Origin of the sequence: Microbacterium sp. ANT_H45B (assembly GCF_008369345.1) — a bacterium.
Lineage (GTDB): Bacteria > Actinomycetota > Actinomycetes > Actinomycetales > Microbacteriaceae > Microbacterium.
In genome coordinates this window covers 844,577-868,559 of sequence record NZ_VOBK01000003.1, presented here as the reverse complement: position 1 = coordinate 868,559, position 23,983 = coordinate 844,577, and the positions used below count along the sequence as shown (strand labels likewise).

Below are 23,983 nucleotides of genomic sequence, written 5' to 3'. Positions count from 1 at the left end.
GAATCGCGAACGGCTCAGACCGAGGTCGCGGCGCGCAGCGCGATGCGGATCATGTCGCCGAAGGTCTGCTCCCGCTCCTGCGCGGTGGTCTGCTCGCCGGTGACGATGTGGTCGGAGACCGTGCAGATCGCGAGGGCCCGACGGCCGTGGAACGCCGCGAGGGTGTACAGGCCGGCCGCCTCCATCTCGACGCCCAGTGCGCCGTGCTGCACGAACGGCGCCGTCAGCTCCGGCCGGGTGCTGTAGAACTGGTCGCTCGAGAAGAGCAGTCCCACGTGCACGGCGGAGTCCGAGGGCTCGGCCTCGCTCGCCTCGACCGCCGCCCGCAGCAGGCCGAAGTCCGCGACGGGAGCGTAGTCGAGCCCGTGGAAGCGCACCCGGTTGATGCCGGAGTCCGTGCACGCGCCGTTCGCGATGACGATGTCGCGCACCTTCAGCTTCTCCGTCAGGGCGCCGCATGATCCGACCCGGACGATCGTCTGCACGTCGTACTCCTCGAACAGCTCGCTCGCGTAGATCGCCATCGACGGCTGGCCCATGCCCGAGCCCTGCACCGAGACGCGGTGTCCCTCCCAGGTGCCGGTGAACCCCAGCATCCCGCGGGTCTCGGAATAGAGCTCGGCGTCATCGAGGAAGGTCTCGGCGATCCACTTCGCGCGCAGCGGGTCACCGGGGAACAGGACGATGGGGGCGATCTGACCGGGCTGTGCGGCGATGTGCGTGCTCATGCACCCAGCGTACGAGGACCATCGATGAGGATGCTCAGCCTTCGCGTCGCCGGCATGCCTTCGTGTGAGCCTGTCGGTCTTGTCAAGGCCCGCGTCTCGGAGCGCCGCTCACCGTAGCCTCGCCCGATCAGCCCCACACCGACGAGAGGAACACGATGCACAGCGAGACCGACATCAGCACCGACCGCACCGACATCAGCAGCGAGCCGTCGCCCGGTGCGGAGGAGAACGACAACCTCGGCACCGAGGACAACAAGGGTGAGCCCGCGGCCGCCCCGTCCGGCCCTGCCTCGGACGACGACGGCGACATGCTCGCTGACGACCCCGACGCCGACTGACCCGGAAGTTCCCGTTCACGACTCAGCATGAATCCCGCAGCGGGCCCCGGAATGGCGCCGGAGCTGCCTGCGGTGCAGTTCTGTGCTGAGTTGTGAACGCGCTCCCGCGCGCCCGCGCTCACTCCTCTTCGACGAGCTCCCCGCGGATGCGACGCAGGTCTTCCATGAGGGAGCCGATGAGGATCCAGTGCATCGACGACGGAGGGCGGATCACCAGCGGCGCCGTGAGCGCGGGGATCGCCGAGGTCAGCGCCTCGGGCTCGGGGGAGACGTCGGCGATCTGCACCGCGAGCCGCACGTCGTGACCGGCCCGGCGCAACTGCTCGGCGATCGCCGCGACCGCGGGTTCCTGTCCGATCGAGTCGTCGTAGTGGTCGAAGTAGGCGCGGGTCATGCCGATCGTCTGGGTGACGATCGGTGAGAGTCGTTCGAGCAGCGTGCGCATCTCGACGAGCTCCTCGCGGTGGGTCGAGCGCCGCGGGTTCAGCGTCAGTGATTCCTCGCCGGCAGCGATCGAGGCCTCCGCGACGTCCTTCATCGGACGCAGCAATCGGGCCTCGAGCATGAGCTCCTGCAGCTTCGCCGGCGCCTGCGGCTCGGGCAGGGCGTCGGCGAGCCGGTCGAGGCTCGCGGCCAGCTCGCTGCCGAGCAGTCCGAGATCACGGCGGGCGGGCGCGACGAGCACGGGCGGCACGATCAGGGCGTTCACGACGATGCCGATGACGACCCCGATGAGGGTCTCCAGGATGCGGGCGATCGCATAGTCGGGGGTCGACCCCAGAGCCAGCACGAGCATCGCCGAGATCGCGACCTGGTTGCCGGTGCCCGGGGTCGCCCGCAGCGCCCAGGCCACGAGCATGGCCACGACGATGGCGAGCAGCACGATCCAACTGGGCGACCCGAGCAGCAGCCCCAGCGCGACGGCGATCAGCACCCCCACGATGACGCCGATGCTGCGCTCCAGCGCCTTCGACAGCGACTGGTTCACGCTCGGCTGCACGACCAGCAGGGCCGCGATCGCGGCGAACACCGGCAGCTGCCCCGGCACCACCCATCCCGCGAGCATCCACGCGGCGATCGTGGCCGCGGCGGACTTCACCACCTGCAACAGGGGCGAGCGCTTCGAGGCGCGGATCGCGGCATGGATGCGCATGCCGTCAACGCTACTCGGGAAGCGCCCCTTCGCCGTCGGTCTGTCAACCCCGTCGCGAAGACCCGGCCTCTCGCGCTGAATAGAAGGACACGAACGACGACTCAGCAGAGGAGCATCCCATGGTGCAGATCATCGAGACCATCGACGTCCACGTTCCGGTCGACATCGCGTACAACCAGTGGACCCAGTTCGAGAGCTTCCCGGAGTTCCTCGACGAGGTCGAGTCCATCACGCAGATCGACGACACTCACAACCACTGGGTCGTGAAGGTCGGCGGGGCGACGCGCGAGTTCGACGCGGAGATCACCGAGCAGCACCCCGACGAGCGTGTGGCGTGGAAGAGCGTGGGCGGCGACACCGAGCACGCGGGTGTCGTGACGTTCCACAAGCTCGAGGAGCTCACGACGCGGGTGACCGTGCAGATCGACTGGGAGCCCGAGGGGCTCCTCGAGAAGGTCGGCTCGCTGGTCGGCGCGGGCTCGCACGCGGTGAAGAAGGACCTGAAGAACTTCAAGGAGTTCATCGAGAAGCGCGGAGCCGAGACCGGCTCCTGGCGCGGCGACGTCGAGGCCTGAGCGACGAGACCCGAGGCCCGGGCGGAGATCTCGCATCTCCGCCCGGGCCTCGTGCTGTCCGGAGCGGGAGGTGATCTCGCGAAGATAGGGCATCCTCCCGATGCCGGACGGGTACCTCAGAGCGGAGTGTGGAGACATCCCGATAGAGGAGATGTCATGTACGAACACCCCTACCTCGCCTACGCCGTCACGGAGTCGCAGCAGGCCGAGATCCAGCAGGCCGCCGATCGCCGCCGCTTTCTCATCGAGCACGCCGACCAGATCGTCCCCCGGGCAGCCGGGCCGCTCCGTCGACTCGGACAGCGGATGCTGAGGATCGCCCGCTCCGCTCGCGCGACGTCGACCCGCCGCGTGAGCTCGGGCTCCCGCACCCCGGACGCCGTCGGTCACAACCCGATCGACCGTCCGTCGGTCGCCGGCTGCGAGCCGGCATCCGCGCGGTGAGCCGCGCCTTCTCATCGACGGGCAGCAGAACCGGGCACGAGGTCGGAGGGGAGTGGCACGATGAATCCGTGCCCCCTTCCGTTCCGAGCTCAGCGATGGTCGGCCGCGACGCCGAGCTGGCGGCGATGCGCGGGCATTTCGAGCGCGTCCTGGAGGGTGCTCCGACGGCGTTGCTCGTCGAGGGCGAGGCCGGCATCGGCAAGTCCCGACTGCTGCGCGAGTTCTCCGCAGCGGTGCACGGACGCGCCGATGTGCACGTCGGCTGGTGCCTCGACCTCGGAGCATCCCGCACGCCGTTCGGACCGGTCACCGGCATCCTCCGCTCGATCGTCGCGAGGATGGGCGCCGAGAGCGTGCGCGAGGGGCTCGGCGCCGGAGCGGAGGCACTGGGCATGCTCCTGCCGGAGCTCACTCCCGCCGAGCGCTCGCAGACGAGCCCCGATCGCCTGCGTGACGCGATCGCCTCGCTCATCGAGGCGGCGGCCGAGCGCGCACCGCAGGTCCTGGTCGTCGAAGATCTGCACTGGGCCGACGAATCCACGCTCGCACTCCTCTCGTTCCTGCTGCGGGCGCTCACCCGCGCGCGCATCCTCCTCGTCATCACCTGCCGCAGCGACGACGTCCGCCGCGGTGATGCGGTGAGTCGGTTCATCGGGGAGTCCACGCGTGCGCGGCTTCTCGAACGGATCGCGCTCGACCGGCTCCACCCGTCGGCTGTCAGGCAGCTCGCCGAGGGGATCATCGGGACGCCGCTGTCCGATGCCGCGCTCGATCGCATCCACCAGCGTGCCGAGGGGGTGCCGTTCTTCGTCGAGGAGATCGCCGGATGCTCCACCGGTCCGATTCCCGGAAGCCTGCGCGACCTGCTGCTCGCGCGGTTCGACCGACTCGGTGACGATGCGAAGCGGGTCGTGCAGGTCGCGTCGGGTGCCGAGCGGCCGCTCCCGCATCCGCTCGTGATGCGGCTCGCCGGGCTCCCTGAGGCCCGGTTCGACGATGCCATGCGCGAGGCCACGCGCAGCGGCATCCTCGTCGTGGTCGACGACGACTACCGCTTCCGCCACGCGCTGTTGCGCGAGGCCGTGCACGACGACCTTCTTCCTGGCGAGCGTGCGAGGTTGCACAGGTCGTACGCCGAGACGCTCGAGGAGCGCGGCCAGGGGGCCGAGGGGGCGGATGCCGCGGCACTCGCGTACCACTGGCAGCTCGCGCAGGACGATCGCCGAGCGCTCGCCGCCGTCGTCGTCGCGATGCTCGACGCCAAGTCGCGGTTCGCGTTCGCCAGCGCCGCGCGCTTCGGCGAGCTCGCCCTCGATCTCTGGGGCCGGGTGCCTGCCGCCGAGGATGTCATCGATCTCGACCGGTTCGAGCTGTTGCGCACCCTCGCCTCGGTGCTGCGCAACGCCGGTGATGGGGAGCGGGCGCTCGCGGTGGTCGACGCCGCGCTCGCCGAGGCCGATCCTGCTCTGATCGATGCGGGGATGCACGCGCGCCTCCTGCGCGACCGGGCCTACTATCTGATGAACCTCGGGCGCGCGGGGTCGATCGGGCTGCTGCAGCAGTCTCTCGGCATCCTCGACGGCGCGGTCGATGACGACCGCCTGCGTGCGTCGATCCTCAACCAGCTCGCGAGCCGTCTCATGATCACGGGGAGGCTCGAGGAGGCGATCGAGCTCGCCACGGAGGCGGGGGAGCGGGCGGTGCGCGCGGGATCCGACGACGAGGCGTCGATCGCCGCGAACGTGCGCGGAGGTGCGCGTGCCCACCTCGGCGACCTCGAGGCCGGGCACCGCGAGTACGCGCTGGCGCTTCGGCTCGCTCGCGGGACCAACGCGGAGATGCGCTATCGCGTCAACTACTCCGATCTGCTCGGCCTTCTGGGACGCTACCGTGATGCGGTGCACGTCGCCGAAGACGGGCTGGCTCCGGCACGGGCGTTCGGCGTGGAGCGCACGACCGGTGCGCTGATGACCCAGAACATGGCGGTGCCGCTGCTCGAACTCGGCGAGGTCGAGCGCGTCGAGGGCATGCTGGCTCGGGAGCTCGCCCAGCGGACGCTCCGGATCTCGCACATGTACTCCACGATGACACGCGTGCGGGTGCTGTCCTGGCGCGGTCGATACGACGACGCGGCCGACCTGCTGCGCGAGTGGCTGCCGTCGTTCGAGGAGACCGGTCGCGTGGAACGCCAGATCTGGTACGACGGTGTGATGATGCGCGTCGCGGTCGCCGAGGCCCGTGCCGACCATGCCGGTGCTCTCGCGGAGATCAGGGCCATGCTCGCCGACGAGGGTCCGGTCTTCCTCCACCAGCGCCGACTCATGCTCGAGGCCGCATGGCTGATCGCCGAGCGTCGGGCGGCCGGAGACGACGTGCGCGATGCCGCGGAGCAGGTGCGAGCAGCCTGGCTCGCGCAGTCGCCGCAGCTTCTCGGTGACCGATGGGGGATCATCCTCGAATCACTGCTCTCGCCGTCGATCCCGGCCCTGCATGAGGCGGTCGACCTCGCCGACGGCGACGACGTCCCGGTGACCTTCCGCATCACCACGCGGCTCGAGCTCGGTCGTCTGCTCGTGGACACGGGTGCGCGCGCCGAGGCCGCTGCGGTGATGGCGCAGGCGCGGAATGAGGCGGAGCGTCTCGGACACGTGCCCCTGGCGCGGGTCGTCGGGGAGTTCTCCGCGGCGGCCGGGCTCGCGACGGGGCTCGCGACGGCATCCGGGTCCGGGCGGTCCGATGACCCGCTCGATACGCTCACCGCCAGGGAGCTGCAGGTGCTGGAGCTCATCGCCGAGGGGCTCAGCAACCGCCAGATCGGCGACAGGCTCTTCATCAGCGCGAAGACCGTCAGCGTCCATGTGTCGGCCGTGCTGCGCAAACTCGAGGTCGGCACGCGCACCGAGGCTGCTGTCGTGCAACAGAAGCGGCGGTTAAGGGCGGATGGTCAGGGAGCCGTGATACGTTGAGCATGCGCGTATGTCGGACGTTCCGGCACGGCGCGGGTCGCGTAAGCGGCCGTTTTGAAAACAGAAAGTAGAAAACACATGGCCACTGGCACTGTGAAATGGTTCAACGCGGAAAAGGGCTTCGGCTTCATCGCTCCCGATGACGGCACGGACGACCTTTTCGCCCACTACTCGGCAATCACCGGCTCCGGTTTCAAGGAGCTCCGTGAGAACCAGAAGGTCGAATTCGACGCTGAGCGTGGCCCCAAGGGCATGCAGGCGGCGAACATCCGCGCTCTCTGAGCGCGCATAGGCTTCCTGAAACCGGTCGGATCCTCACGGATCCGGCCGGTTTTTCTATGCCCGGGGGGCTTTGGTGTGGGGCGGGGTCAGTTCGGCATCCGGATGCTGTGCGGGGTCAGTTCGGCATCCGATTTGCCGGTTCGGGGTGTGCAACTGGCCCCGCTCGGCAGCGCGGTGCGCAATTGACCCCGCTCGGCTCCGCTGGCCAGCGCGGCGCGGGGTCAGTTCGGCATCCGGATGCTGTGCGGGGTCAGTTCGGCATCCGACTCGCCCGTTCGGGGTGTGCAACTGGCCCCGCTCGTCCCCGCTCGACCGCGCGCCACGGAAAACCGCGGCGAGCGCCGCCCGGCGCGGAGGCGAAGGAGGAGTGCGACAGGAGAATACCGAGATGAGGGTCGCCTAACAATCTGTTAGATTAGGCGAGGCTTACCAAAGCCCGGCGCACTCGCGCCGCACACCCCCACGCCAACCCGAAGGGCATGCCTGTGCGCACCTCTCGTCTCCTCGCCGCCGGTGTCGCCGCGGCGCTCGCCATCGGCCTCACCGCCTGCGCGACCTCCTCGAACGACAACGCGTCGGACTCGGCCGGTGGAAACCCCGCCGACGACAGCGCCTTCCCCGTGACGATCGAGCACGTCTACGGCGAGACCACGATCGAGTCGAAGCCCGAGCGCGTCGCGACGGTGGCCTGGGCGAACCACGAGGTTCCGCTGGCCCTCGGCATCGTGCCGGTCGGCATGAGCAAGGCGACCTGGGGCGATGACGACGACAACGGCATCCTGCCCTGGGTCGAAGACAAGCTCGACGAGCTCGGCGCCGACGCACCCGTGCTGTTCGACGAGTCCGACGGCATCGACTACGAGGCCGTGGCCGACACGAACCCCGACGTCATCCTCGCGGCATACTCCGGACTGACGCAGGAGGAGTACGACACCCTCTCGAAGATCGCTCCGGTCGTCGCGTACCCCGAGGTCGCCTGGGGCACTCCGGTCGACGAGATGATCGAGATGAACTCGAAGGCTCTCGGACTCGAAGAGCAGGGCGAGGCCCTGATCGAGGAGCTGCACGCCGACGCCGCGAAGGCGCTCGACGAGAACTCCGCACTCAAGGACAAGAAGGTGCTGTTCGCCTACCTCGACCCGAGCGACCTCAGCCAGGTCGGCTACTACACCGCCGTCGACACACGCCCCGGCTACCTGCACGACGACCTCGGTCTGCCGCTGCCGACGCTCGTCGAGGACAACGAGGACAGCGACGAGTTCTCGCTCACGGTCAGCGCCGAGGAGGCCGACAAGTTCGACGACGTCGACGTGTTCGTCACGTACGGCGACGACTCGACGCTCGCGATGCTGCAGGGCGACCCGCTGCTGTCGAAGATCCCGGCCGTCGCCGCCGGCAACGTCGTCATCCTCCCGAACTCGACTCCGCTCGCCGCATCGGCGAACCCGTCGCCGCTGTCGATCCAGTGGGGTCTGTCGGACTACCTCGCCCTGCTGGCGTCGCCGTTCACGAAGTGACCTTCGGCGTCACCTTCGCGCACTGAATCCCCGTGACCGCTGTCACCCTCCCCACGCCGGGCACCGCAGACCTGCGGCGCCCGGCGTGGGCGCGCTCGCTCTGGCTGCTCGTCGGAGTGGGCGTCGTGCTCGTGCTCTGCGTCCTGTCGATCTGCTTCGGCGTGCGCGCGGTGAGCATCGACGACGTCTTCGCCGCGCTCGCAGGTCAGGATGACACGCTCGCCCAGGCCGCGATCATCAAGCGCCTCCCGCGCACGCTGCTCGCGATCCTCGTCGGCGCGGCCCTCGCGCTGTCGGGCGCGACCATGCAGGCGGTCACCCGCAACCCGATCGCCGACCCCGGCATCCTCGGCGTCTCGAACGGAGCGTCACTGGCCGTCGTGATCGGACTCGCCTTCCTCGGCCTCACCGACGCGTACAGCCAGATGGCATTGGCGATCCTCGGCGCGGCCCTCGCCGCCGTGTTCGTCTACACCGTCGGGTCGCTCGGCAGAGGCGGCGCCACCCCCCTCAAGCTCGCGCTCGCGGGGGCGGCGACCTCCGCCGCCTTCGCCTCTCTGATCAGCGCGGTCATGCTGCCCCGCGTCGATCTGCTGCAGTCGTTCCAGTCCTGGCAGATCGGCGGAGTCGGGGGCGCGGAATGGCCGCGCATCGCGATCACCGCACCCGTGCTCGCGCTCGGGGCGCTCATCTGCGTCCTCAGCGCACGCGGCATGAACTCCCTCGCGCTCGGCGACGACATGGCGAAGGGCCTCGGCGAGCACGTGTTCCGCACGCGGTTGATGTCGGCCGTCGGCGCGGTGATCCTCGCCGGAGCCGCCACCGCGATCGCCGGTCCGATCGGATTCGTCGGCCTCGTCATCCCGCACGTGTGCCGGATGCTGATCGGCACCGACCACCGCTGGCTGCTGCCGTTCTCGGCCGTCGCCGGAGCCGCGCTCCTGCTCGCGAGCGACGTCGTCGGCCGCGTGATCTCCCCGTCGTCGGAGGAGATCCAGGTCGGCATCATCACCGCGATCATCGGCGCCCCGTTCTTCATCTGGATCGTCCGTCGCCAGAAGGTGCGTGAACTGTGAGCACCATCGACCGCCCCGCCGCCCCGATGACCCCGGGCGCCGACGACGCCCGCGCCCAGGTCGACGCGATCATCGCCGGACGTCGATCGCGCCATCGTCGCCACTCCGTCGCCACGATCGTGCTCGGCGCTCTGCTGGTCGCGCTCTTCACCACCGCGCTGATGATCGGCAACACCTTCTATCCGCTCGATGCGGTGATCCGCGTCATCCTCGGCGACACCGTGCCCGGCGCATCGTTCACGGTCGGCGAGCTGCGGCTGCCCCGCGCGATTCTCGCCATCCTCGCCGGGTTCGCATTCGGCATCGCGGGTGTGTCGTTCCAGACACTGCTGCGCAATCCGCTCGCCTCCCCTGACATCATCGGCATCTCGAACGGCGCGGGTGCCGCGGCCGTCGTCGGCATCGTCGTGCTGTCGCTCGACGGGCCCCTCGTGTCGCTGTTCGCCCTCGCAGGCGCGGTCGTGACGGCGGGGGTCATCTACCTGCTGTCGATCAAGAACGGCTTCGCCGGCACCCGCCTGATCCTCATCGGGATCGGTGTCGCCGCGATGCTGCAGAGCGTGATCTCGTACGTCCTGTCGCGGGCGGCGAGCTGGGACATCCAGACGGCCATGCAGTGGCTCACCGGCAGCCTGAACAACGCCTCTTGGGAACGAGTGATGCCGCTGGCCCTCGCCTCGCTCGTGATCGTGCCGCTCATGCTGCTGCAGGGGCGCGCCCTCGGAGCGATGCAGCTGGGCGACGACTCGGCCTCCGGGCTCGGTGTGCGGGTCAACACCACGCGACTGCTGTACATCCTCGGGGCGGTCGCCCTGCTGGCCTTCGCCACCGCGGCGACCGGACCCATCGCGTTCGTCGCCTTCATGGCAGGACCCATCGCCGCCCGCATCACCGGGCCGGGGGCGAACCTGCTGGTCCCCAGTGCGTTCATCGGCGCGGTGCTGGTGCTGGGTGGCGACCTGCTGGGGCAGTTCGCGTTCGGCGACCGCTACCCGGTCGGCGTCGTCACCGGAGTGCTCGGCGCCCCGTATCTGATCTACCTGCTCATCCGCACCAACCGCTCGGGAGGTTCCCTGTGACCGAGGCGCACACCCTGACGGCGGAGTCCGTCACCCTCGCCTACGGCGACCGCACGATCATCGACGGGCTCGACCTCGCTATCGCTCCGGGCAAGATCACGACGATCGTCGGGGCGAATGGATGCGGCAAGTCGACGCTGCTGCGTGCGCTCGCCCGCCTGCTGTCGCCCACCGATGGGCAGATCGTGCTCGACGGCAGGTCCGTGCACGCGCGTCCGACCAAGGAGGTCGCACGCATCCTCGGGCTCCTGCCGCAGTCGCCGGTCGCCCCCGAGGGGATCGCCGTCGCCGACCTGGTCGGTCGCGGTCGGCACCCGCACCAGAAGATGCTCGCCCGCTGGAGCGCGCACGACTACGAGGTCGTGGCGGATGCTCTCGCCGCGACCGGCACGACGGATCTCGCCGACCGCAGTGTCGATGAGCTCTCGGGTGGTCAGCGCCAGCGCGTCTGGATCGCGATGGCGCTCGCGCAGGAGACCGACATCCTGCTCCTCGACGAACCGACCACGTTCCTCGATGTCGCACACCAGGTCGAGGTGCTCGACCTGCTCACCGATCTGAGCGTCTCGCGCGGCACCACGATCGTCATGGTGCTGCACGACCTCAACCTGGCCGCGCGCTATTCCGACGAGCTCGTCGCGATGAAGGAGGGCAGGGTGCACGCCACCGGTGCTCCGCAGGACGTCGTGACCGCCCAGCTCGTCGAAGAGGTCTTCGACCTCGCCAATCAGATCACCACGGATCCGGTCTCCGGAAAGCCGATGGTCACACCTATCGGGAGGCACCATGTCCGCTGAGACCACCACCGAACGCCCCACCTACGTGCTGGCGCGTGCCGAGGTGCGCGGCGTCGCCCGGGTCTCGCCGAACTTCGTGCGCGTGACCTTCGGGGGCGACGACCTGTTCGAGTTCGCCACGCCGGGAGACGTCTTCGACTCCCGGATCAAGCTGGTCTTCCCGCCGGCATCCGGCATCCTGCCCGATCTCGACCGCGATACCGACGACTGGTGGGGATCCTTCCTCGCCGTTCCCGAGGGCGAGCGCGGGTCCATGCGCACCTACTCGGTGCGTGACCTTCGCGTGACCGACGCGGGCACCGAGATCGATGTCGACTTCGTGCTGCATCTCGCTCCCGGGCTCACCGGACCCGCGTCGCTGTGGGCCAGCACGGCCGAGGTGGGCCAGGAACTGTTCCTCGTCGGGCCGCGTCGAGGTGTGGCCGCCGCAGCCCACGGCGGAGCCGAGTACGAGCCGGGCTCGGCCTCCTCGGTCGTGCTCGTGGGCGACGAGACCGCCGCTCCGGCGATCGCTCGCATCCTCGAGGACGCCCCGAGCGACCTGCGCGGCTGCGCGTTCATCGAGGTTCCGTCGCCCGCCGACGTCTTGCGCATCGACGCCCCCGTCGGTGTCGAGGTGCGCTGGCTGCCCCGCGACATCGGCGAACCCCACGGCGTGCGTCTGATCCCTGCCGTGCTCGGCTACCTCGGAGATGCGGATGCCGCCGACGAGATCGACGTGAAGGACATCGAGTCCGAAGACCTGCTCTGGGAGACGCCCGACTACTCGGGTCTCGGCGAAGACATCGCGGCGACGGATGCTCCCGCGGAGCGCTACTTCTGGATCGCCGGCGAGAGCGGCGTCGTGACGACGCTGCGCCGGCACCTGGTCAAGGACCTCGGCATCGACCGCGGGCAGGTGGCCTTCATGGGCTACTGGCGCCGCGGCGTCGCCATGCGCGGCTGAGGCCTTCTGCCCGGGTCGTGCTGTTCTCCGCCGGCTGCGGCGCTCACGGTGGACGTCGATCACGGCAGAGGTCAGACTGGGCGGATGGAGTACGCCGGAGTAGTGCCGATGGACGCCCCGACCCGAGGGGCGAGTCCGAAGCTCGCGTTCGAGATCTCGCCTTCCCCGTGTTCCAGCTGCGGCCGCAGCCGTCACTCACGCGCATATCGGGCGCGGGGTTCATGCAGAGCAGCGGGCCGACAGGCGTGACGGAGTCGTCGGTGTCTTTCAGCTACACGCTGTGGCGGCATCCGGAGGACCACTCCGACCCCCGCAATGAGATCGAGCTGGATGCCGCGACTCGACGCTCGCTCGAGGAGGAGCCGCCCTGGGGTCGCCCTGCCTGGCTGATCGAGCAGGCTCAGGTCTTCAAGTACCCGATGCTGTGGGAGGCGGTGCGCACCAGCTGGCAGGCATCGCCGGATCCCGAACGGCATTCGCTCGCGCAGCAGCTCGTCGACCACACCAGCCACGTGCTGCGCAATGGCTTCCGCGAGGAGCTTGGGCTCCCCGACGGGCCGAGCGACGGCGACGGCGGATGGGAGCCGAGGCTCTCAGCGGTGACCCGAGCATCCGTCGACGTGGACGGCAGCGAACGGGACGCTCTCCACATCGACACCGATCCGTTGGTCTACGCGGTCGGGTTCCGCGTCGAGGAGAACGTCGTCTGCACGACGGTCGTCTCTCGAGACAGTCTGCCTCTGATCGCCCTCGCCCTCACGACCTACGAGTGAGGCGGTCGTCGTCGCCGACTGTCACCGCGCGCCGGCGCTTCGCATGACGCGCTCGACGTGAGCGGCGACCCATTCCGCATCGAACGGTCGGCTGCGCAGCAGCCAGCGGTGGAAGATCGGTCCGACGAACAGTTCTGCCACATCCTCAGGGGCCCGCACTCTCGCCTGGCGCAGGCGGTCGGAGATCCCGCTCACCTGCGGCTCGAGCAGCAGGTCGCGATATTGCGCTGCGAGGCCGTCGTCCGACTGCAGCTCAGCGGTGACGGCTCTGAGCAGCCGTTCCTGCGTGGGGTCGACGAACTCGTCGATCATGCCGGTCGCGAGCGCCGCGAGGTCGAGGGCGAGATCGCCGGAGTTCGGCACGGTGACCCTGCCGTTCTCGTCGAGGCTGCGAGCCAGGAGCGCGTCGAACAGGATCTCGCCCGTCGAGGACCATGACCGGTAGAGCGTCTGTTTGCTGACTCCCGCTCGTGCGGCGATCCCCTCCATCGTGATCGCCGCCACCTGACGCTCGCCGGCCAGAGAGAGCGCAGCGGCGTGCACTTTGGTGCGGGTTCGTTCACGGGCCATGCGGACAACGATACTCGAGTAAACGAGACGGAGCGTCCAGTTCGCGCTACGATCTTCCCATGACTTCACCGCAGACATGGTTCATCACCGGCAGCAGTCGGGGCCTCGGGCGGGCGCTCACCACTGCCGCCCTCGACGCGGGTCACGCCGTCGTGGCGACGGTCAGGGGCGACCACGCGCTGCCCGACCACGAGCGGCTGACCGTGATGACTCTCGACGTGCGCGACCGCGATGCGGCGCACGAGACCGTTCAGCGCGCCACCGACCTGCTCGGAGGAATCGACGTGCTCGTCAACAACGCGGGTCACGGCATGATCGGAGCGCTCGAAGAGGCGTCGGAAGAGGACGCCCGGGCGATCGTCGACACGAATCTGCTCGGCCCCCTGTGGCTGAGCCAGGCCGTCATCCCGATCATGCGCCGCCAGGGTGGCGGACACATCGTGCAGATCTCGACGGTCGGAGCCGTCGGGACGATGCCGATGCTCGGCCTCTACAACTCCACCAAATGGGGCCTCGAGGCGTTCAGTGAGGCGATGGCGGCGGAGGTCGAGAGATTCGGCATCCGCGTCTCCCTGATCGAGCCGGGGGCGCTGGATACGGAGTGGGCCGGTGCGAGCATGCGATTCAGTGCGCCCCTGCGTGCGTACGACGAGCAGCGGATCGAGATGTTCGGCACCGCGGATGTTCCGTGGCCTGCAGGCGAGCCGAGCGGCGGCACGGCACCCGAGGATGCCGCGCGGGTGATCCTCGCCCGAGTCGCGGCACCAGACGACCCACGGCTTCGCGTGCTCATCGGCGACGATGCTCCCGCCCAGGTCGCCGCGGCGCTCGAGCTGCGGCAGAAGGACTACGCTCTCGACCCGCGCTTCCCGACCGCCTGACGCGCTGCTTCTCGCTCACCGTGCGCTTCGCATCCTGCGGTTACGCTCTCGGGGTGACCACAGACGACGAGACCGTCATCCACGTGACATCGGATGCCGCGTGGCTGCCCCGCCACGGCAGGGCCGAGGTGATTCGCCGCCGCACCCCTCCTCGCCCGATGAGCATCGTCCGGCTGCTTCTGCGACGGGACGACCGGGTCTTCTGCGTACCGAGATACGAAGACGGTCGTATCGATCTGCCGCATCGGATCGTCGGCGTGGGCGACCCGACCGGAGAGAGCGCGATCGTCGAACTCGCCGAGCAGGTGACCGGATCCCGGAAGTCGTTGACGTTCGCGGGCGCGGTGCGGAACGTCGTCGACTCGCCCCGGAGCGACTATCCCTGGCCGACGCCGCGCGCCCACTTCGGAGTGTGGATGTCGGAGGGTGATCCCGTCATCGAGGGATCCTGGGTCGCGGTCGGCGGTGGGTCCGTCCTGCGCGACCGGCACTGGTTCCCGCTGCTGGGCTGAGCGGAAGACGACGACAGGAGCAGAGCGCGGAGAGATCTACGCGCTCGCGCGCACCACGAGCTCGGTGTCGAGGATGACGGAGCGAGCGGGAGCTCCGGCGATGACCTCGAGCAGCACGGCGACCATCTGCGCGCTGATCTGATCCCAGGGCTGACGCATGGTGGTGATCGGCGGCTCGTGGGTGGCGGCGAGGCCCGAGTCGTCGAAGCCGGCGATCGCGATGTCCTCGGGCACGCGGCGTCCGGCGCGGCGGGCGGCGGCGATGGCGCCTGCGGCCATCCGGTCGGAGGCGGCGAACACGGCGTCGACGTCGTGGTCGACGTCGTGGTCGAGCATCCGGGTCATCGCGTTCAGACCCGACTCGTACGAGTAGTCGCCCCGCTCGACCAGCGCCTCGTCGTACAGGTCGCCGAGCTCCTCGCGGAACCCGACCAGTCGGTAGCGCCCTCCGGGGGTGTCGTCGGGGCCGGCGATCATGCCGATCCGGCGGTGTCCCTGCGACACGAGGTGCGCGGCCATCGCCCGAGCCGAGGCGATCTCGTCGACGGAGATCGTCGAGAGGTCGCGTTCGTGGCCGAGGGGGACGCCGCAGCAGACCGTGGGGATGCCGACCTCGATCAGCTGATCGAGCAGCGGGTCGGATTCGTGCGACGAGATCAGCATGACGCCGTCGACGTGTCCGGCGCTGAGGAACTGCGCGACGCTCGCGCGCTCGGCGGGCGTTCCGGCGACGAGCAGCACCAGGGTCATCGCCCGCTGGGCGAGGGCTTCGGCGGCGCCGCGCAGCAGCAGCGCGAAGGTCGGGTCGTCGAACAGCAGCTGCTGAGGTTCGGTGAGCAGGAAGGCGAGTGATCCGGCGCGACCGGTCGCCAGGCTGCGCGCGTGATGGTTGGCGGTGTACCCCGTGGCGAGGATCGCCTCTTCGACGGCCTGCCTGGCGTCGGGGGACACCCAGTGCCCGCCGTTGATCACGCGCGAGACCGTGCTGCGGGACACCCCCGCCTGCGCCGCGATCTGGCGGATCGTCGGCTTGCGCTTCGCGCTGACATCACTCATCGCCTGTGACTCTACCCACAGCATCCGCTGCGGCGGTAGTCCGGGCTGGGACCGGTCTCAGTTCGGTAACGGGTGTTGTGATCGAGACGAGACCTGGGGTAGAACTGAGACCGGTCCCAGTCACGTTCCTGTGACAGGCTGAGACCGGTCCCAGTCGAATGAGCGACAGCAGCACGGGACGCGCACCACGACCGCACCGACCCGATGGAGTGCCGATGACCTCCCCCCACGCCTGGCCCGCTCTGCGCGGAATCGCCTACGGCGGCGACTACAACCCCGAGCAGTGGTCGCCCGAGACCTGGCGCGAGGACGTCGTCCTGATGCGCGAGGCCGGAGTGAACCTGGTCAGCGTGGGCATCTTCTCGTGGGCGCTCATCGAGGTCGCCGAGGGGGAGTTCGACTTCGCCTGGCTCGACGAGCTGCTCGACCTGCTGCACGAGAACGGCATCGCCGTCGATCTCGGCACCCCGACCGCATCGCCGCCCGCCTGGTTCTTCGCGAACCACCCCGACGCGCGGGTCATCGATCGCGAGGGACGCACGATGGGCTTCGGATCCCGCGGCATGGCCTCGCACTCGGCGCCGGCCTACCGCGAGGCGATCGTGCGGATCGCGGATGCTCTCGCGTCCCGCTACGCGCAGCATCCGTCCGTCGTGCTCTGGCACGTGCACAACGAATACGGCGTCCCCGTGGGTGAGGACTACTCCCCGCACGGGGTCGCCGCCTTCCGTCTCTGGCTCCAGGAGAAGTACGCCACGCTCGAGGCGCTGAACAGCGCCTGGGGCACCGCCTTCTGGGGCCAGCACTACTCGGCATGGGAGCACGTCGGTGCCCCGGCCATCGCCCCGAGCGTCGTGAATCCGGCCCAGCGCCTCGACTTCGCCCGCTTCACCGACCACCAGCTGCGTGCGTGCTTCATCGCCGAGCGCGATGCGATCCGCGCGCACGCCGACCAGCCGGTGACCACGAACTTCATGGCGAACCAGAGCTGGACCACGGATCTGTGGGCGTGGGGCCGCGAGGTCGACATCGTCTCGGACGACCACTACCTGTGGGCGGCCGATGAGGACGCGCACATCGGGCTCGCGATCGCCGCCGACCTCAGCCGCTCGGTCGGCGGGGGCAAGCCGTGGATCCTGATGGAGCACTCCACCTCGGCCGTCAACTGGCAGCCGCGCAACATCGCGAAGCGCCGCGGTGAGATGGCCCGCAACTCGCTGACGCATCTGGGGCGCGGAGCCGACGGCATCCTCTTCTTCCAGTGGCGGGCCGGACGCTCGGGCGCCGAGAAGTTCCACTCCGCGATGCTGCCGCATGCCGGCACCGAGTCGCGGGTCTTCCGCGAGGTCGTCGACCTCGGTGCGGCGCTCGGCCGCCTCGACGAGGTGCAGGGCAGCGCGGTGAAGGCCGACGTCGCGATCCTCTGGGACTTCGAGTCGTTCTGGGCCCAGGATCTCGAATGGCGCCCCTCGGAGGATGTCACGCACGCCGCCCAGGTGCGCCGCTTCTACGAGCAGCTCTGGCGCGACGGCATCACCGTCGACTTCGCGCTGCCGGGGCAGGACCTCTCGGGCTACCGCCTGGTCGTCGCCCCCGCGCAGTACCTGCTCAGCACCGCGGATGCCGCGAACCTCACCGCGTACGTCGACGGCGGCGGCACGCTGCTCGTGTCGTTCTTCTCGGCGATCGTCGACGAGAACGACGCCGTGCACGAGGGCGGCTTCGTCGCTCCGCTGCGCGATGCGCTCGGCCTCACGGTCGAGGAGTTCCTGCCGCTGCGCGACGGGGAGAGCCACGGGCTCGACTGGGTCGACCACGAGGGCATCATCGCCGACGTCTGGCAGGAGGACATCGCGCTCGAAGGAGCCGAGGTCATCGCCAACTTCGCCGGCGGACCCGGTGAGGGCGAGCCGGCGATCACTCGCAACATCCACGGGTCGGGCACCGGCTGGTACGTCGCCACCCGACTGGACCCCGCGGGCATGCGCGCCCTCCTTCACGAGGTCTACGCCGATGCCGGCATCGCCCCGGCTGGCACGCCGGACGGCCTCGAAGTCATCACCCGGCACGGCGCCGATGCGGACTACCGCATCGCCGTCAACCACCGTGAGGACGCCGTCGAGCTCGACGCCTCCGGTGTCGAGCTGCTCACCGGCGCCGAGGTCTCGGGCGCCCTGACGATCGCAGCCGGCGGCGTCGCCGTCATCCGCACCTCCCACTGATCGCCCGACGTCTCGCTCCGCCCGCTCAGGGCGCGGGTCGGGACCACAACACAACCGCACACCGAAAAACCACCGGTCGCGATGACGCGAAGCGCATCGTCGGCCACAACAGATAGGAAAACGCATGCGCAAGCACATCGGAGTCGGCGCACTCGCTCTCGCCGCGGCCGTGGTCCTCGCGGGCTGCTCGGCCGGCGCACCCGACGGCGGCGACGACGCCGCGACCGGCGAAGGAGCCGAGCTCGTCATCTGGACGGATGCCGAGCGCGAAGCCGCGATCACCGCAGCCGCCGAAGCCTTCGAGGAGGAGACCGGAGCCAAGGTCACCCTCGTGCAGAAGAACTTCGAGGACCTCCGCAACGACTTCATCGCCCAGGTCCCCACCGGCGAAGGCCCCGACATCACCGTCGGCGCCCACGACTGGCTCGGCGCGCTGGTCGCGGCCGGAGTCGTCGACACGATCGACCTCGGCGACAAGTCCTCGGAGTTCGAGCAGGTCGCGCTCGACGCGATGACCTACGACGGCCAGCTGTACGCGATGCCGTACTCGCTCGAGACGATCGCCCTCGTGCAGAACGTCGACCTCGTCGGCGCGGACGCACCGGCCACCTGGGACGACCTGATCGCCAAGGGCCTGGCCGCGGGCACCGAGCGTCCTGTCGTCATCAACACCGCGGGCGAGACCGGTGACGGGTACACGATGTACGGGCTGCAGACCTCGTTCGGCGCTCCGGTCTTCGTGCAGGACGAGACCGGGTCGTACACGACCGAGGTCGGCATGGGCGGGGCGCCCGGCGAGGCCTTCGCGAGCTGGCTCGGCGCCAACGGCTCGAACGGCACCGGGTACATCTCGACCACGATCGACTACGACATCAACAACGAGCTGTTCGCCTCGGGCAAGGCTCCGTACACGATCCAGGGCCCGTGGGCGATCAGCGCCTTCGACGGGGTCAACGTCGCCGTGAACCCGATCCCCTCGGCCGGTGGCGAGGCCGCCGCGCCGTTCGTCGGCGTGCAGGGCTTCTACCTGTCGAGCAAGAGCAAGAACGCGCTCCTCGCGCAGGAGTTCCTGGTGAACTACCTCGGCACGGAAGACGCGCAGCGCGCGCTCTACGAGGCTGACCCGCGCATCCCCGCCTGGACCGCTCTCGCCGAGGAGGTCTCGTCCGACCCGATCACCGCCGGATTCGTCGCCTCCGCCCAGGGCGGCGTGCCGATGCCGTCGATCCCCGAGATGGGCTCGGTGTGGGATCTCTGGAACGCCGCCCAGGTGCAGATCATCAACGGCGCCGACCCCGCGTCGACGTGGAACACGATGGTCAGCGACCTCGAGACGACGCTCGCCGGTTGATTCTGCCGGGACCCTTCGTCTCGCTTCGCTCGCTCAGGAGTCGGTTCTGTTCACGGCCGTCTCCTGAGCGAGGAGCCGGTTCTGTTCACGGCCGTCTCCTGAGCGAGGAGCGCAGCGACGAGACGAAGGGCACCAGCGATCCGCAGACAGGATGCACACATGACGATCCAGGCCCCGCCCTCGCCGGCTTCCGCCCCCGCACCCACACCCGTGCTGAAGCCGTCGCGCGACTCCCACGCCCGCCGCTTCCGCGGCCTCGGCTGGGGGTTCCTCAGCAAGCTCGCCCTTATGGCGCTGGTCAACGCCTTCGGCATCATGACGGCGATCTCGGCATGGAGCGCCGAGTCGTGGATCGTCCTCGGCGTCGTCGTGCTGCTGGTCGTCATCGCCGACTGGGTGTACTTCACCCGCCGAGCGCTGCCGCTCAAGTACCTGATGCCCGGGCTGATCTTCCTGCTCGTCTTCCAGATCTTCATCTTCGGATACACGGCCTACATCGCGTTCACGAACTACGGCACCGGACATGTCGGCACCCAGGAGCAGGCGGTCGACGCCGCCCTGATCCAGGGCGAGCGCCGTGTCGAGGGATCCGCCGACTATCCGCTCTCGATCGTCGAGCGCGGCGGCGAGCTGGGCTTCGCGATCGTCGATGACGACGGCGACGTGCAGGTCGGATCCGCGACCGAACCGCTGTCCGACGTCTCCGGCGCCGATGTCGGTGCCACGGGTGCCCCGAGCACCGTGCCGGGCTGGACGGTCATCCCCCGCGCGACCGTCCTCACCGACCCCGCACTCGGTGCGAGCATCAAGGATCTGCGCGTCCCCGTCTCCGACGACCCGAACGACGGCTCGATCCGCACGCGCGAGGGATCCACCGGTTCGGTCTACGAGCCGACGCTGGTGTGGGATGCGGGACCGCAGACGATCACCGACACGCAGTCGGGCACGGTCTACACCGCCACGGATCTGGGCGCGTTCGTCGCCGAGGACGGCACGGCGCTGCCGACCGGCTGGTCGGTGAACGTCGGCTTCGCGAACTTCATCACCCTCTTCACCGACTCGGGGCTCGCGGGCACCCTGCTGAGCGTGACGGTGTGGACCTTCGCCTTCGCGATCCTGTCGGTGGTGCTCAGCTTCGCCGTCGGCCTCGGTCTCGCGATCGTCTACAACGACCCTCGGGTCAAGGGACGCCGGTTCCTGCGGGCGCTGTTCATCCTTCCGTACGCGTTCCCGGCGTTCATGGCCGCACTGCTCTTCCGCGGCATGTTCAACGCCGAGTTCGGTGTGATCAACGACCTGCTGTTCTTCGGCTCGCACATCAACTGGCTCGGCGACCCGTGGCTCACCCGCGGTGCGGTGATCTTCGTCAACGTGTGGCTCAGCTATCCGTACTGGTTCCTCGTGTGCACGGGTGCTCTGCAGTCGCTGCCGGGGGAGACGCTCGAGGCCGCCGAGATCGACGGCGCGAACAAGTTGCAGCGCTTCCGCGCGATCGTGCTGCCGCTGCTGCTCGTGTCGACGGCCCCGCTGCTGATCGCCTCGTTCGCGGTCGCGTTCAACAACTTCACCGTGATCTACACCTTCAACAACGGCGGACCGGCCATCGCCGGGGCGCCGTACGCACTGGGCTCGACCGACATCCTCGTCTCCGCCATCTACGACGTCTCGGGCGTCTCGGGGGGTGCGGCCGACTACGGCCTCGCGAGTGCGCTGTCGATCATCGCCTTCATCGTGGTCGGTCTCATCTCCGCACTGAGCTTCCGACAGACCCGCAAGCTCGAGGAGTACCAGTGATGAGTGAGACCAGAGTCATCGTGACCGGTTCGTCGAAGGATGCCGAGGCCGCCCGCGCCGGTGCCCGCCGGCGTCGGTGGTGGGGCGATGTCGGCTGGAAGTACATCCTCGCCGTCGTGGTGCTGTTCTTCGCGGCGTTCCCGCTCGTCTACGTGCTGTCGGCGTCGCTCAACCCGAACGGCAGCCTCGCGGCATCCAGCGCCCTGTTCAGCGCCTTCGATCCCGCGAACTACATCGCACTCGGTGAGAGCCGCTACTGGGTGTGGTTCGGCAACACCCTGCTGATCGGCGGGGTGACCGCCGTCGGGTCCGTGCTCATGGGGGCCTGCGGAGCGTATGCGTTCTCGCGCTTCCGGTTCACTGGGCGACGGGCGAGTCTCACCACGCTGCTGGTGCTGCAGATGTTCCCGCAGGCGCTCGCCTTCATCGCGATCTTCCTGATGCTGCAGACGATCGGCGATGTCGTTCCCGCCCTCGGCATCAACTCGAAGATCGCTCTGATCTGCGTCTACCTCGGCGGCGCGCTCGGCGCGAACACGTTCCTCATGTACGGCTTCTTCAACACGATCCCCGTCGAGATCGACGAGTCGGCGAAGATCGACGGTGCGAGCCACGCGCAGATCTTCTGGCGGCTCATCATGCCGCTGGTCGTGCCGATCCTCGCGGTCGTCGCGTTGCTGGCGTTCCTCGCGGCGTTCGGCGACTTCATCCTGTCGAAGATCATCCTCACCTCCGAGGACAACTGGACCCTCGCCGTCGGCATGTACCAGTGGGTGTCGAATCAGCTGACCTCGCGCTGGGGGCTGTTCGCCGCCGGTGTCGTCGTCGCCGCCGTTCCCGTGCTCGCGCTGTTCTTCTCGCTGCAGAAGTACATCGTGGGCGGGCTCACCCAGGGGTCCGTCAAGGGCTGACCCTCCCGATCTCGCTCGGCGCCGCGTTTCGTCTCGTCGCTGCGCTCCTCGCTCAACGGGCGAGGCGTGGTGTGTCGTCAGTGAGACGAAACGCGCCCCGCCTGTTGAGCGAGCGGAGCGAGACGAAACGCGGCGCGGATCCCAGAGTGGTGAACTCCGGCATCCGCACCGCGTTTCGTCTCGTCGCTGCGCTCCTCGCTCAACGGGCGGAGGGTCGCAGTGCCGCGCTCCTCGCTCAACGGGCGGAGGGTCGCAGTGCCGCGTCTCGTCGCTCAACGGGCGGAGGGTCGCAGTGCCGCGTCTCGTCGCTCGGCGAACGGAGGACTACTTGCTGAGGAAGTCCTTCAGCGCGGCGTTGACCTCGTCGGCGTGCGTCCAGAGCAGACCGTGCGGGGCGCCCTCCACCTCGACATAGGTGGCCTCGGGCACCGCCTGGTGGAAGCGGCGTGCCGTCGCGTCGATCGGCAGGATGTTGTCCTTGGTGCCGTGCAGGATCAGGGTGGGCTTGGCGGCGGCGGCGACGGCCTCGACGTCACCGCGGAAGTCCTCGATCCAACTCGGGACGACGGCATAGGCGGCGACGGGGGCGCTCGTGATCGCGACGTTCCAGCTGCCGGTGACGGCCTCCTGGCTGATGCGCGACCCGAGGTTCTCGTCGAGGTTGTAGAAGTCGTTGTAGAACTGCGTGAACCACGCGAACCGGTCGCCCTTGGCCGCGGCCGCGATGCCGTCGAAGACATCCTGCGGCACGCCCTCGGGGTTGTCGTCGCGCTGCACGAGGAAGGGCTCGAGCGAGGCGAGGAAGGCGAGCTTGGCGACGCGCTCGTGCCCGTACTTCGCGACGTACCGGGCGAGCTCGCCGGTGCCCATCGAGAAGCCGACGAGCACGACATCGCTCAGGTCGAGAGTCTCGAGCACGGTGTGGAGGTCGGCCGCGAAGGTGTCGTAGTCGTAGCCCTCGTTCACCTTCGACGACTGGCCGAACCCACGGCGGTCGTAGGTGATGACGCGGTAGCCCTGGGCCAGGAGCTCGCGGGTCTGGCGCTCCCAGCTGTGTCCGTCGAGCGGGTAACCGTGGATCAGGACGACGGGCTGGCCCGAACCCTGGTCTTCGTAGTAGAGCTCGATCGGGGTGCTGTTCTCGTTTCCGACGGTGATGTAACCCATGATCCTGATCCTTCCGGTTTCGACGAGAACGATCGTTCTCGGCTGATGTGTCCCACAGTAGAGAACGATCGTTCTCATGTCAAGTACACTGAGAGCATGACCGACGGAACAGTGCGTGAACAGATCCTTGCGGCGGCGGATGAGCTTTACTACCGCAAGGGATACGCGGCCGTGGGCATGGACGAGCTGCGCACGGCCGCCGGTGTGTCGCTGCGTCGCCTCTACGCGCTCTTCCCGTCGAAGACCGACATCGTCGCGGCGGTTCTCGCGCGCAAGCATGCGGAGTGGGAGGCGGGGCTGACCGGGGCGGTGGCGGATGCCGGTGCCGACCCCCGCGACCGCCTGCTGGCCGTCTACGGCTATCTCGAGGACTGGTTCTGCACCGACGACTTCCGGGGTTGTGCGTTCATCAACGCGTTCGGCGAGCTCGGCGGCACGAACCCCGAGGTCGCGGCCATCGTCCGTGACCACAAGGCATCGTTCCAGCGGTACATGGCGGGGCTCGTGGTGGATGCCGGAGCCCCGGCATCCCTCGCCGCCCAGCTGTCGATCCTCGCCGAGGGTGCGCAGAGCACCGCGGCGATCGCCGCCGATCCGCAGGTCGCCGTGCAGGCGCGCAACGCCGCCGAGGTGCTGATCGACGTCGCCGTCGCGGCCTGACCCGAGCGGCCTGACCTGGGTGCCTTGACCTGGGTGCCTTGACCTGGGTGCCCCGACCTGAGCGCCCCGGTGGGCGGAACTCTCGGCGTCGGGCGGACGGATGCTGCGCAAGGCTCCGCCCTACGGGGTGTTCTCCGCCCGACGCGTGGCGGGTGGCCGCAGGGGCAGGGATGCGTTTTTGCTAG

The 23,983-nt window shown here is 69.1% G+C and carries 23 protein-coding genes; 18 read left to right on the top strand and 5 right to left on the bottom strand.

Annotated features, from left to right (window positions below):
• Window positions 1–14 precede the first annotated feature (14 nt).
• The gene (gene deoD / locus FQ142_RS16135; protein WP_149424111.1) at window positions 15–728 is read right to left on the bottom strand and encodes a purine-nucleoside phosphorylase; all 714 of its coding nucleotides are present in this window, start codon (window positions 726–728) and stop codon (window positions 15–17) included.
• Between the two features lie 155 nt (window positions 729–883).
• On the opposite strand from deoD, the gene FQ142_RS16130 reads away from it, so the two are divergent.
• Entirely contained in the window at window positions 884–1,066 is a 183-nt protein-coding gene (locus tag FQ142_RS16130) for a hypothetical protein (protein WP_149424110.1), read from the top strand.
• A 118-nt stretch (window positions 1,067–1,184) separates the two neighbouring features.
• On the opposite strand, the gene FQ142_RS16125 is transcribed toward FQ142_RS16130, so the two are convergent.
• Entirely contained in the window at window positions 1,185–2,219 is a 1,035-nt protein-coding gene (locus FQ142_RS16125; RefSeq protein ID WP_056413708.1) for an FUSC family protein, read from the bottom strand.
• Window positions 2,220–2,338: 119 nt separating this feature from the next.
• Here FQ142_RS16125 and FQ142_RS16120 point away from each other — a divergent pair, with 119 nt between their 5' ends.
• The 10 genes from FQ142_RS16120 (at window position 2,339) to FQ142_RS16075 (ending at window position 12,674) form a co-directional block, all read left to right on the top strand.
• On the top strand, window positions 2,339–2,794 hold the full coding sequence (locus FQ142_RS16120) for an SRPBCC family protein (RefSeq protein WP_149424109.1): 456 nt from the start codon (window positions 2,339–2,341) through the stop codon (window positions 2,792–2,794).
• Between the two features lie 156 nt (window positions 2,795–2,950).
• Window positions 2,951–3,238: a hypothetical protein gene (locus FQ142_RS16115; protein ID WP_149424108.1), complete on the top strand. Its 288-nt coding sequence runs from the start codon at window positions 2,951–2,953 to the stop codon at window positions 3,236–3,238.
• 68 nt (window positions 3,239–3,306) lie between these two features.
• Complete coding sequence (locus FQ142_RS16110) at window positions 3,307–6,204, top strand: helix-turn-helix transcriptional regulator (protein WP_149424107.1); 2,898 nt, start codon at window positions 3,307–3,309, stop codon at window positions 6,202–6,204.
• Between the two features lie 78 nt (window positions 6,205–6,282).
• A complete protein-coding gene (locus FQ142_RS16105; RefSeq protein ID WP_042538190.1) occupies window positions 6,283–6,486 on the top strand; it encodes a cold-shock protein in 204 nt (67 codons plus the stop codon).
• Window positions 6,487–6,971: 485 nt separating this feature from the next.
• Window positions 6,972–8,003 carry an iron-siderophore ABC transporter substrate-binding protein gene (locus FQ142_RS16100; RefSeq protein ID WP_149424106.1) on the top strand — a complete coding sequence of 344 codons (1,032 nt, stop codon included), beginning with the start codon at window positions 6,972–6,974 and terminating at the stop codon, window positions 8,001–8,003.
• 26 nt (window positions 8,004–8,029) lie between these two features.
• Window positions 8,030–9,079: a FecCD family ABC transporter permease gene (locus tag FQ142_RS16095; RefSeq protein WP_410477446.1), complete on the top strand. Its 1,050-nt coding sequence runs from the start codon at window positions 8,030–8,032 to the stop codon at window positions 9,077–9,079.
• Between the two features lie 26 nt (window positions 9,080–9,105).
• Window positions 9,106–10,158: a FecCD family ABC transporter permease gene (locus FQ142_RS16090; RefSeq protein WP_149424176.1), complete on the top strand. Its 1,053-nt coding sequence runs from the start codon at window positions 9,106–9,108 to the stop codon at window positions 10,156–10,158.
• A complete protein-coding gene (locus FQ142_RS16085) occupies window positions 10,155–10,955 on the top strand; it encodes an ABC transporter ATP-binding protein (protein ID WP_149424104.1) in 801 nt (266 codons plus the stop codon). Before FQ142_RS16090 ends, FQ142_RS16085 begins: the two co-directional genes overlap by 4 nt.
• Window positions 10,945–11,901 carry a siderophore-interacting protein gene (locus FQ142_RS16080; protein WP_149424103.1) on the top strand — a complete coding sequence of 319 codons (957 nt, stop codon included), beginning with the start codon at window positions 10,945–10,947 and terminating at the stop codon, window positions 11,899–11,901. The genes FQ142_RS16085 and FQ142_RS16080 overlap by 11 nt, the downstream gene beginning before the upstream one ends.
• 260 nt (window positions 11,902–12,161) lie before the next feature.
• Window positions 12,162–12,674, top strand: a complete 513-nt coding sequence (locus FQ142_RS16075; RefSeq protein ID WP_262492174.1) for a hypothetical protein — start codon at window positions 12,162–12,164, stop codon at window positions 12,672–12,674.
• A gap of 21 nt (window positions 12,675–12,695) precedes the next feature.
• Here FQ142_RS16075 and FQ142_RS16070 read toward each other — a convergent pair whose 3' ends face one another.
• Window positions 12,696–13,244: a TetR/AcrR family transcriptional regulator gene (locus FQ142_RS16070; protein WP_149424102.1), complete on the bottom strand. Its 549-nt coding sequence runs from the start codon at window positions 13,242–13,244 to the stop codon at window positions 12,696–12,698.
• A gap of 59 nt (window positions 13,245–13,303) precedes the next feature.
• On the opposite strand from FQ142_RS16070, the gene FQ142_RS16065 reads away from it, so the two are divergent.
• Both FQ142_RS16065 and FQ142_RS16060 read left to right on the top strand, forming a co-directional pair.
• Window positions 13,304–14,125 carry an SDR family NAD(P)-dependent oxidoreductase gene (locus FQ142_RS16065; protein WP_149424101.1) on the top strand — a complete coding sequence of 274 codons (822 nt, stop codon included), beginning with the start codon at window positions 13,304–13,306 and terminating at the stop codon, window positions 14,123–14,125.
• Between the two features lie 53 nt (window positions 14,126–14,178).
• Window positions 14,179–14,637, top strand: a complete 459-nt coding sequence (locus FQ142_RS16060) for an NUDIX hydrolase (RefSeq protein WP_149424100.1) — start codon at window positions 14,179–14,181, stop codon at window positions 14,635–14,637.
• Between the two features lie 36 nt (window positions 14,638–14,673).
• Here FQ142_RS16060 and FQ142_RS16055 read toward each other — a convergent pair whose 3' ends face one another.
• A complete protein-coding gene (locus tag FQ142_RS16055) occupies window positions 14,674–15,693 on the bottom strand; it encodes a LacI family DNA-binding transcriptional regulator (protein WP_149424099.1) in 1,020 nt (339 codons plus the stop codon).
• 215 nt (window positions 15,694–15,908) lie between these two features.
• On the opposite strand from FQ142_RS16055, the gene FQ142_RS16050 reads away from it, so the two are divergent.
• The 4 genes from FQ142_RS16050 to FQ142_RS16035 all read left to right on the top strand — a co-directional run bounded on the left by FQ142_RS16050 (window position 15,909) and on the right by FQ142_RS16035 (window position 21,971).
• Window positions 15,909–17,915: a beta-galactosidase gene (locus tag FQ142_RS16050; protein ID WP_149424098.1), complete on the top strand. Its 2,007-nt coding sequence runs from the start codon at window positions 15,909–15,911 to the stop codon at window positions 17,913–17,915.
• A gap of 124 nt (window positions 17,916–18,039) precedes the next feature.
• Window positions 18,040–19,266 carry an extracellular solute-binding protein gene (locus tag FQ142_RS16045; protein WP_149424097.1) on the top strand — a complete coding sequence of 409 codons (1,227 nt, stop codon included), beginning with the start codon at window positions 18,040–18,042 and terminating at the stop codon, window positions 19,264–19,266.
• Window positions 19,267–19,425: 159 nt separating this feature from the next.
• Window positions 19,426–21,060, top strand: coding sequence for an ABC transporter permease subunit (locus tag FQ142_RS16040; RefSeq protein WP_149424096.1), 1,635 nt, complete (start codon window positions 19,426–19,428; stop codon window positions 21,058–21,060).
• Window positions 21,060–21,971, top strand: coding sequence for a sugar ABC transporter permease (locus FQ142_RS16035; protein WP_149424095.1), 912 nt, complete (start codon window positions 21,060–21,062; stop codon window positions 21,969–21,971). Before FQ142_RS16040 ends, FQ142_RS16035 begins: the two co-directional genes overlap by 1 nt.
• Window positions 21,972–22,295: 324 nt before the next feature.
• Here the strand turns inward: FQ142_RS16035 and FQ142_RS16030 are convergent, their stop codons facing one another.
• Window positions 22,296–23,138, bottom strand: coding sequence for an alpha/beta fold hydrolase (locus FQ142_RS16030; RefSeq protein WP_149424094.1), 843 nt, complete (start codon window positions 23,136–23,138; stop codon window positions 22,296–22,298).
• A 96-nt stretch (window positions 23,139–23,234) separates the two neighbouring features.
• On the opposite strand from FQ142_RS16030, the gene FQ142_RS16025 reads away from it, so the two are divergent.
• Entirely contained in the window at window positions 23,235–23,798 is a 564-nt protein-coding gene (locus FQ142_RS16025; RefSeq protein ID WP_149424093.1) for a TetR/AcrR family transcriptional regulator, read from the top strand.
• Window positions 23,799–23,983: the final 185 nt, after the last annotated feature.

Coding starts and splice junctions, on each gene's coding strand:
- FQ142_RS16080 (WP_149424103.1), top strand. CDS start 10,945: ATGTCCGCTGAGACCACCACCGAACGCCCCACCTACGTGCTGGCGCGT.
- FQ142_RS16045 (WP_149424097.1), top strand. CDS start 18,040: ATGCGCAAGCACATCGGAGTCGGCGCACTCGCTCTCGCCGCGGCCGTG.
- FQ142_RS16025 (WP_149424093.1), top strand. CDS start 23,235: ATGACCGACGGAACAGTGCGTGAACAGATCCTTGCGGCGGCGGATGAG.
- FQ142_RS16055 (WP_149424099.1), bottom strand. CDS start 15,693: ATGAGTGATGTCAGCGCGAAGCGCAAGCCGACGATCCGCCAGATCGCG.
- FQ142_RS16065 (WP_149424101.1), top strand. CDS start 13,304: ATGACTTCACCGCAGACATGGTTCATCACCGGCAGCAGTCGGGGCCTC.
- FQ142_RS16130 (WP_149424110.1), top strand. CDS start 884: ATGCACAGCGAGACCGACATCAGCACCGACCGCACCGACATCAGCAGC.
- FQ142_RS16120 (WP_149424109.1), top strand. CDS start 2,339: ATGGTGCAGATCATCGAGACCATCGACGTCCACGTTCCGGTCGACATC.
- FQ142_RS16030 (WP_149424094.1), bottom strand. CDS start 23,138: ATGGGTTACATCACCGTCGGAAACGAGAACAGCACCCCGATCGAGCTC.
- FQ142_RS16050 (WP_149424098.1), top strand. CDS start 15,909: ATGACCTCCCCCCACGCCTGGCCCGCTCTGCGCGGAATCGCCTACGGC.
- FQ142_RS16115 (WP_149424108.1), top strand. CDS start 2,951: ATGTACGAACACCCCTACCTCGCCTACGCCGTCACGGAGTCGCAGCAG.
- deoD (WP_149424111.1), bottom strand. CDS start 728: ATGAGCACGCACATCGCCGCACAGCCCGGTCAGATCGCCCCCATCGTC.
- FQ142_RS16040 (WP_149424096.1), top strand. CDS start 19,426: ATGACGATCCAGGCCCCGCCCTCGCCGGCTTCCGCCCCCGCACCCACA.
- FQ142_RS16125 (WP_056413708.1), bottom strand. CDS start 2,219: ATGCGCATCCATGCCGCGATCCGCGCCTCGAAGCGCTCGCCCCTGTTG.
- FQ142_RS16105 (WP_042538190.1), top strand. CDS start 6,283: ATGGCCACTGGCACTGTGAAATGGTTCAACGCGGAAAAGGGCTTCGGC.
- FQ142_RS16090 (WP_149424176.1), top strand. CDS start 9,106: ATGACCCCGGGCGCCGACGACGCCCGCGCCCAGGTCGACGCGATCATC.
- FQ142_RS16070 (WP_149424102.1), bottom strand. CDS start 13,244: ATGGCCCGTGAACGAACCCGCACCAAAGTGCACGCCGCTGCGCTCTCT.
- FQ142_RS16035 (WP_149424095.1), top strand. CDS start 21,060: ATGAGTGAGACCAGAGTCATCGTGACCGGTTCGTCGAAGGATGCCGAG.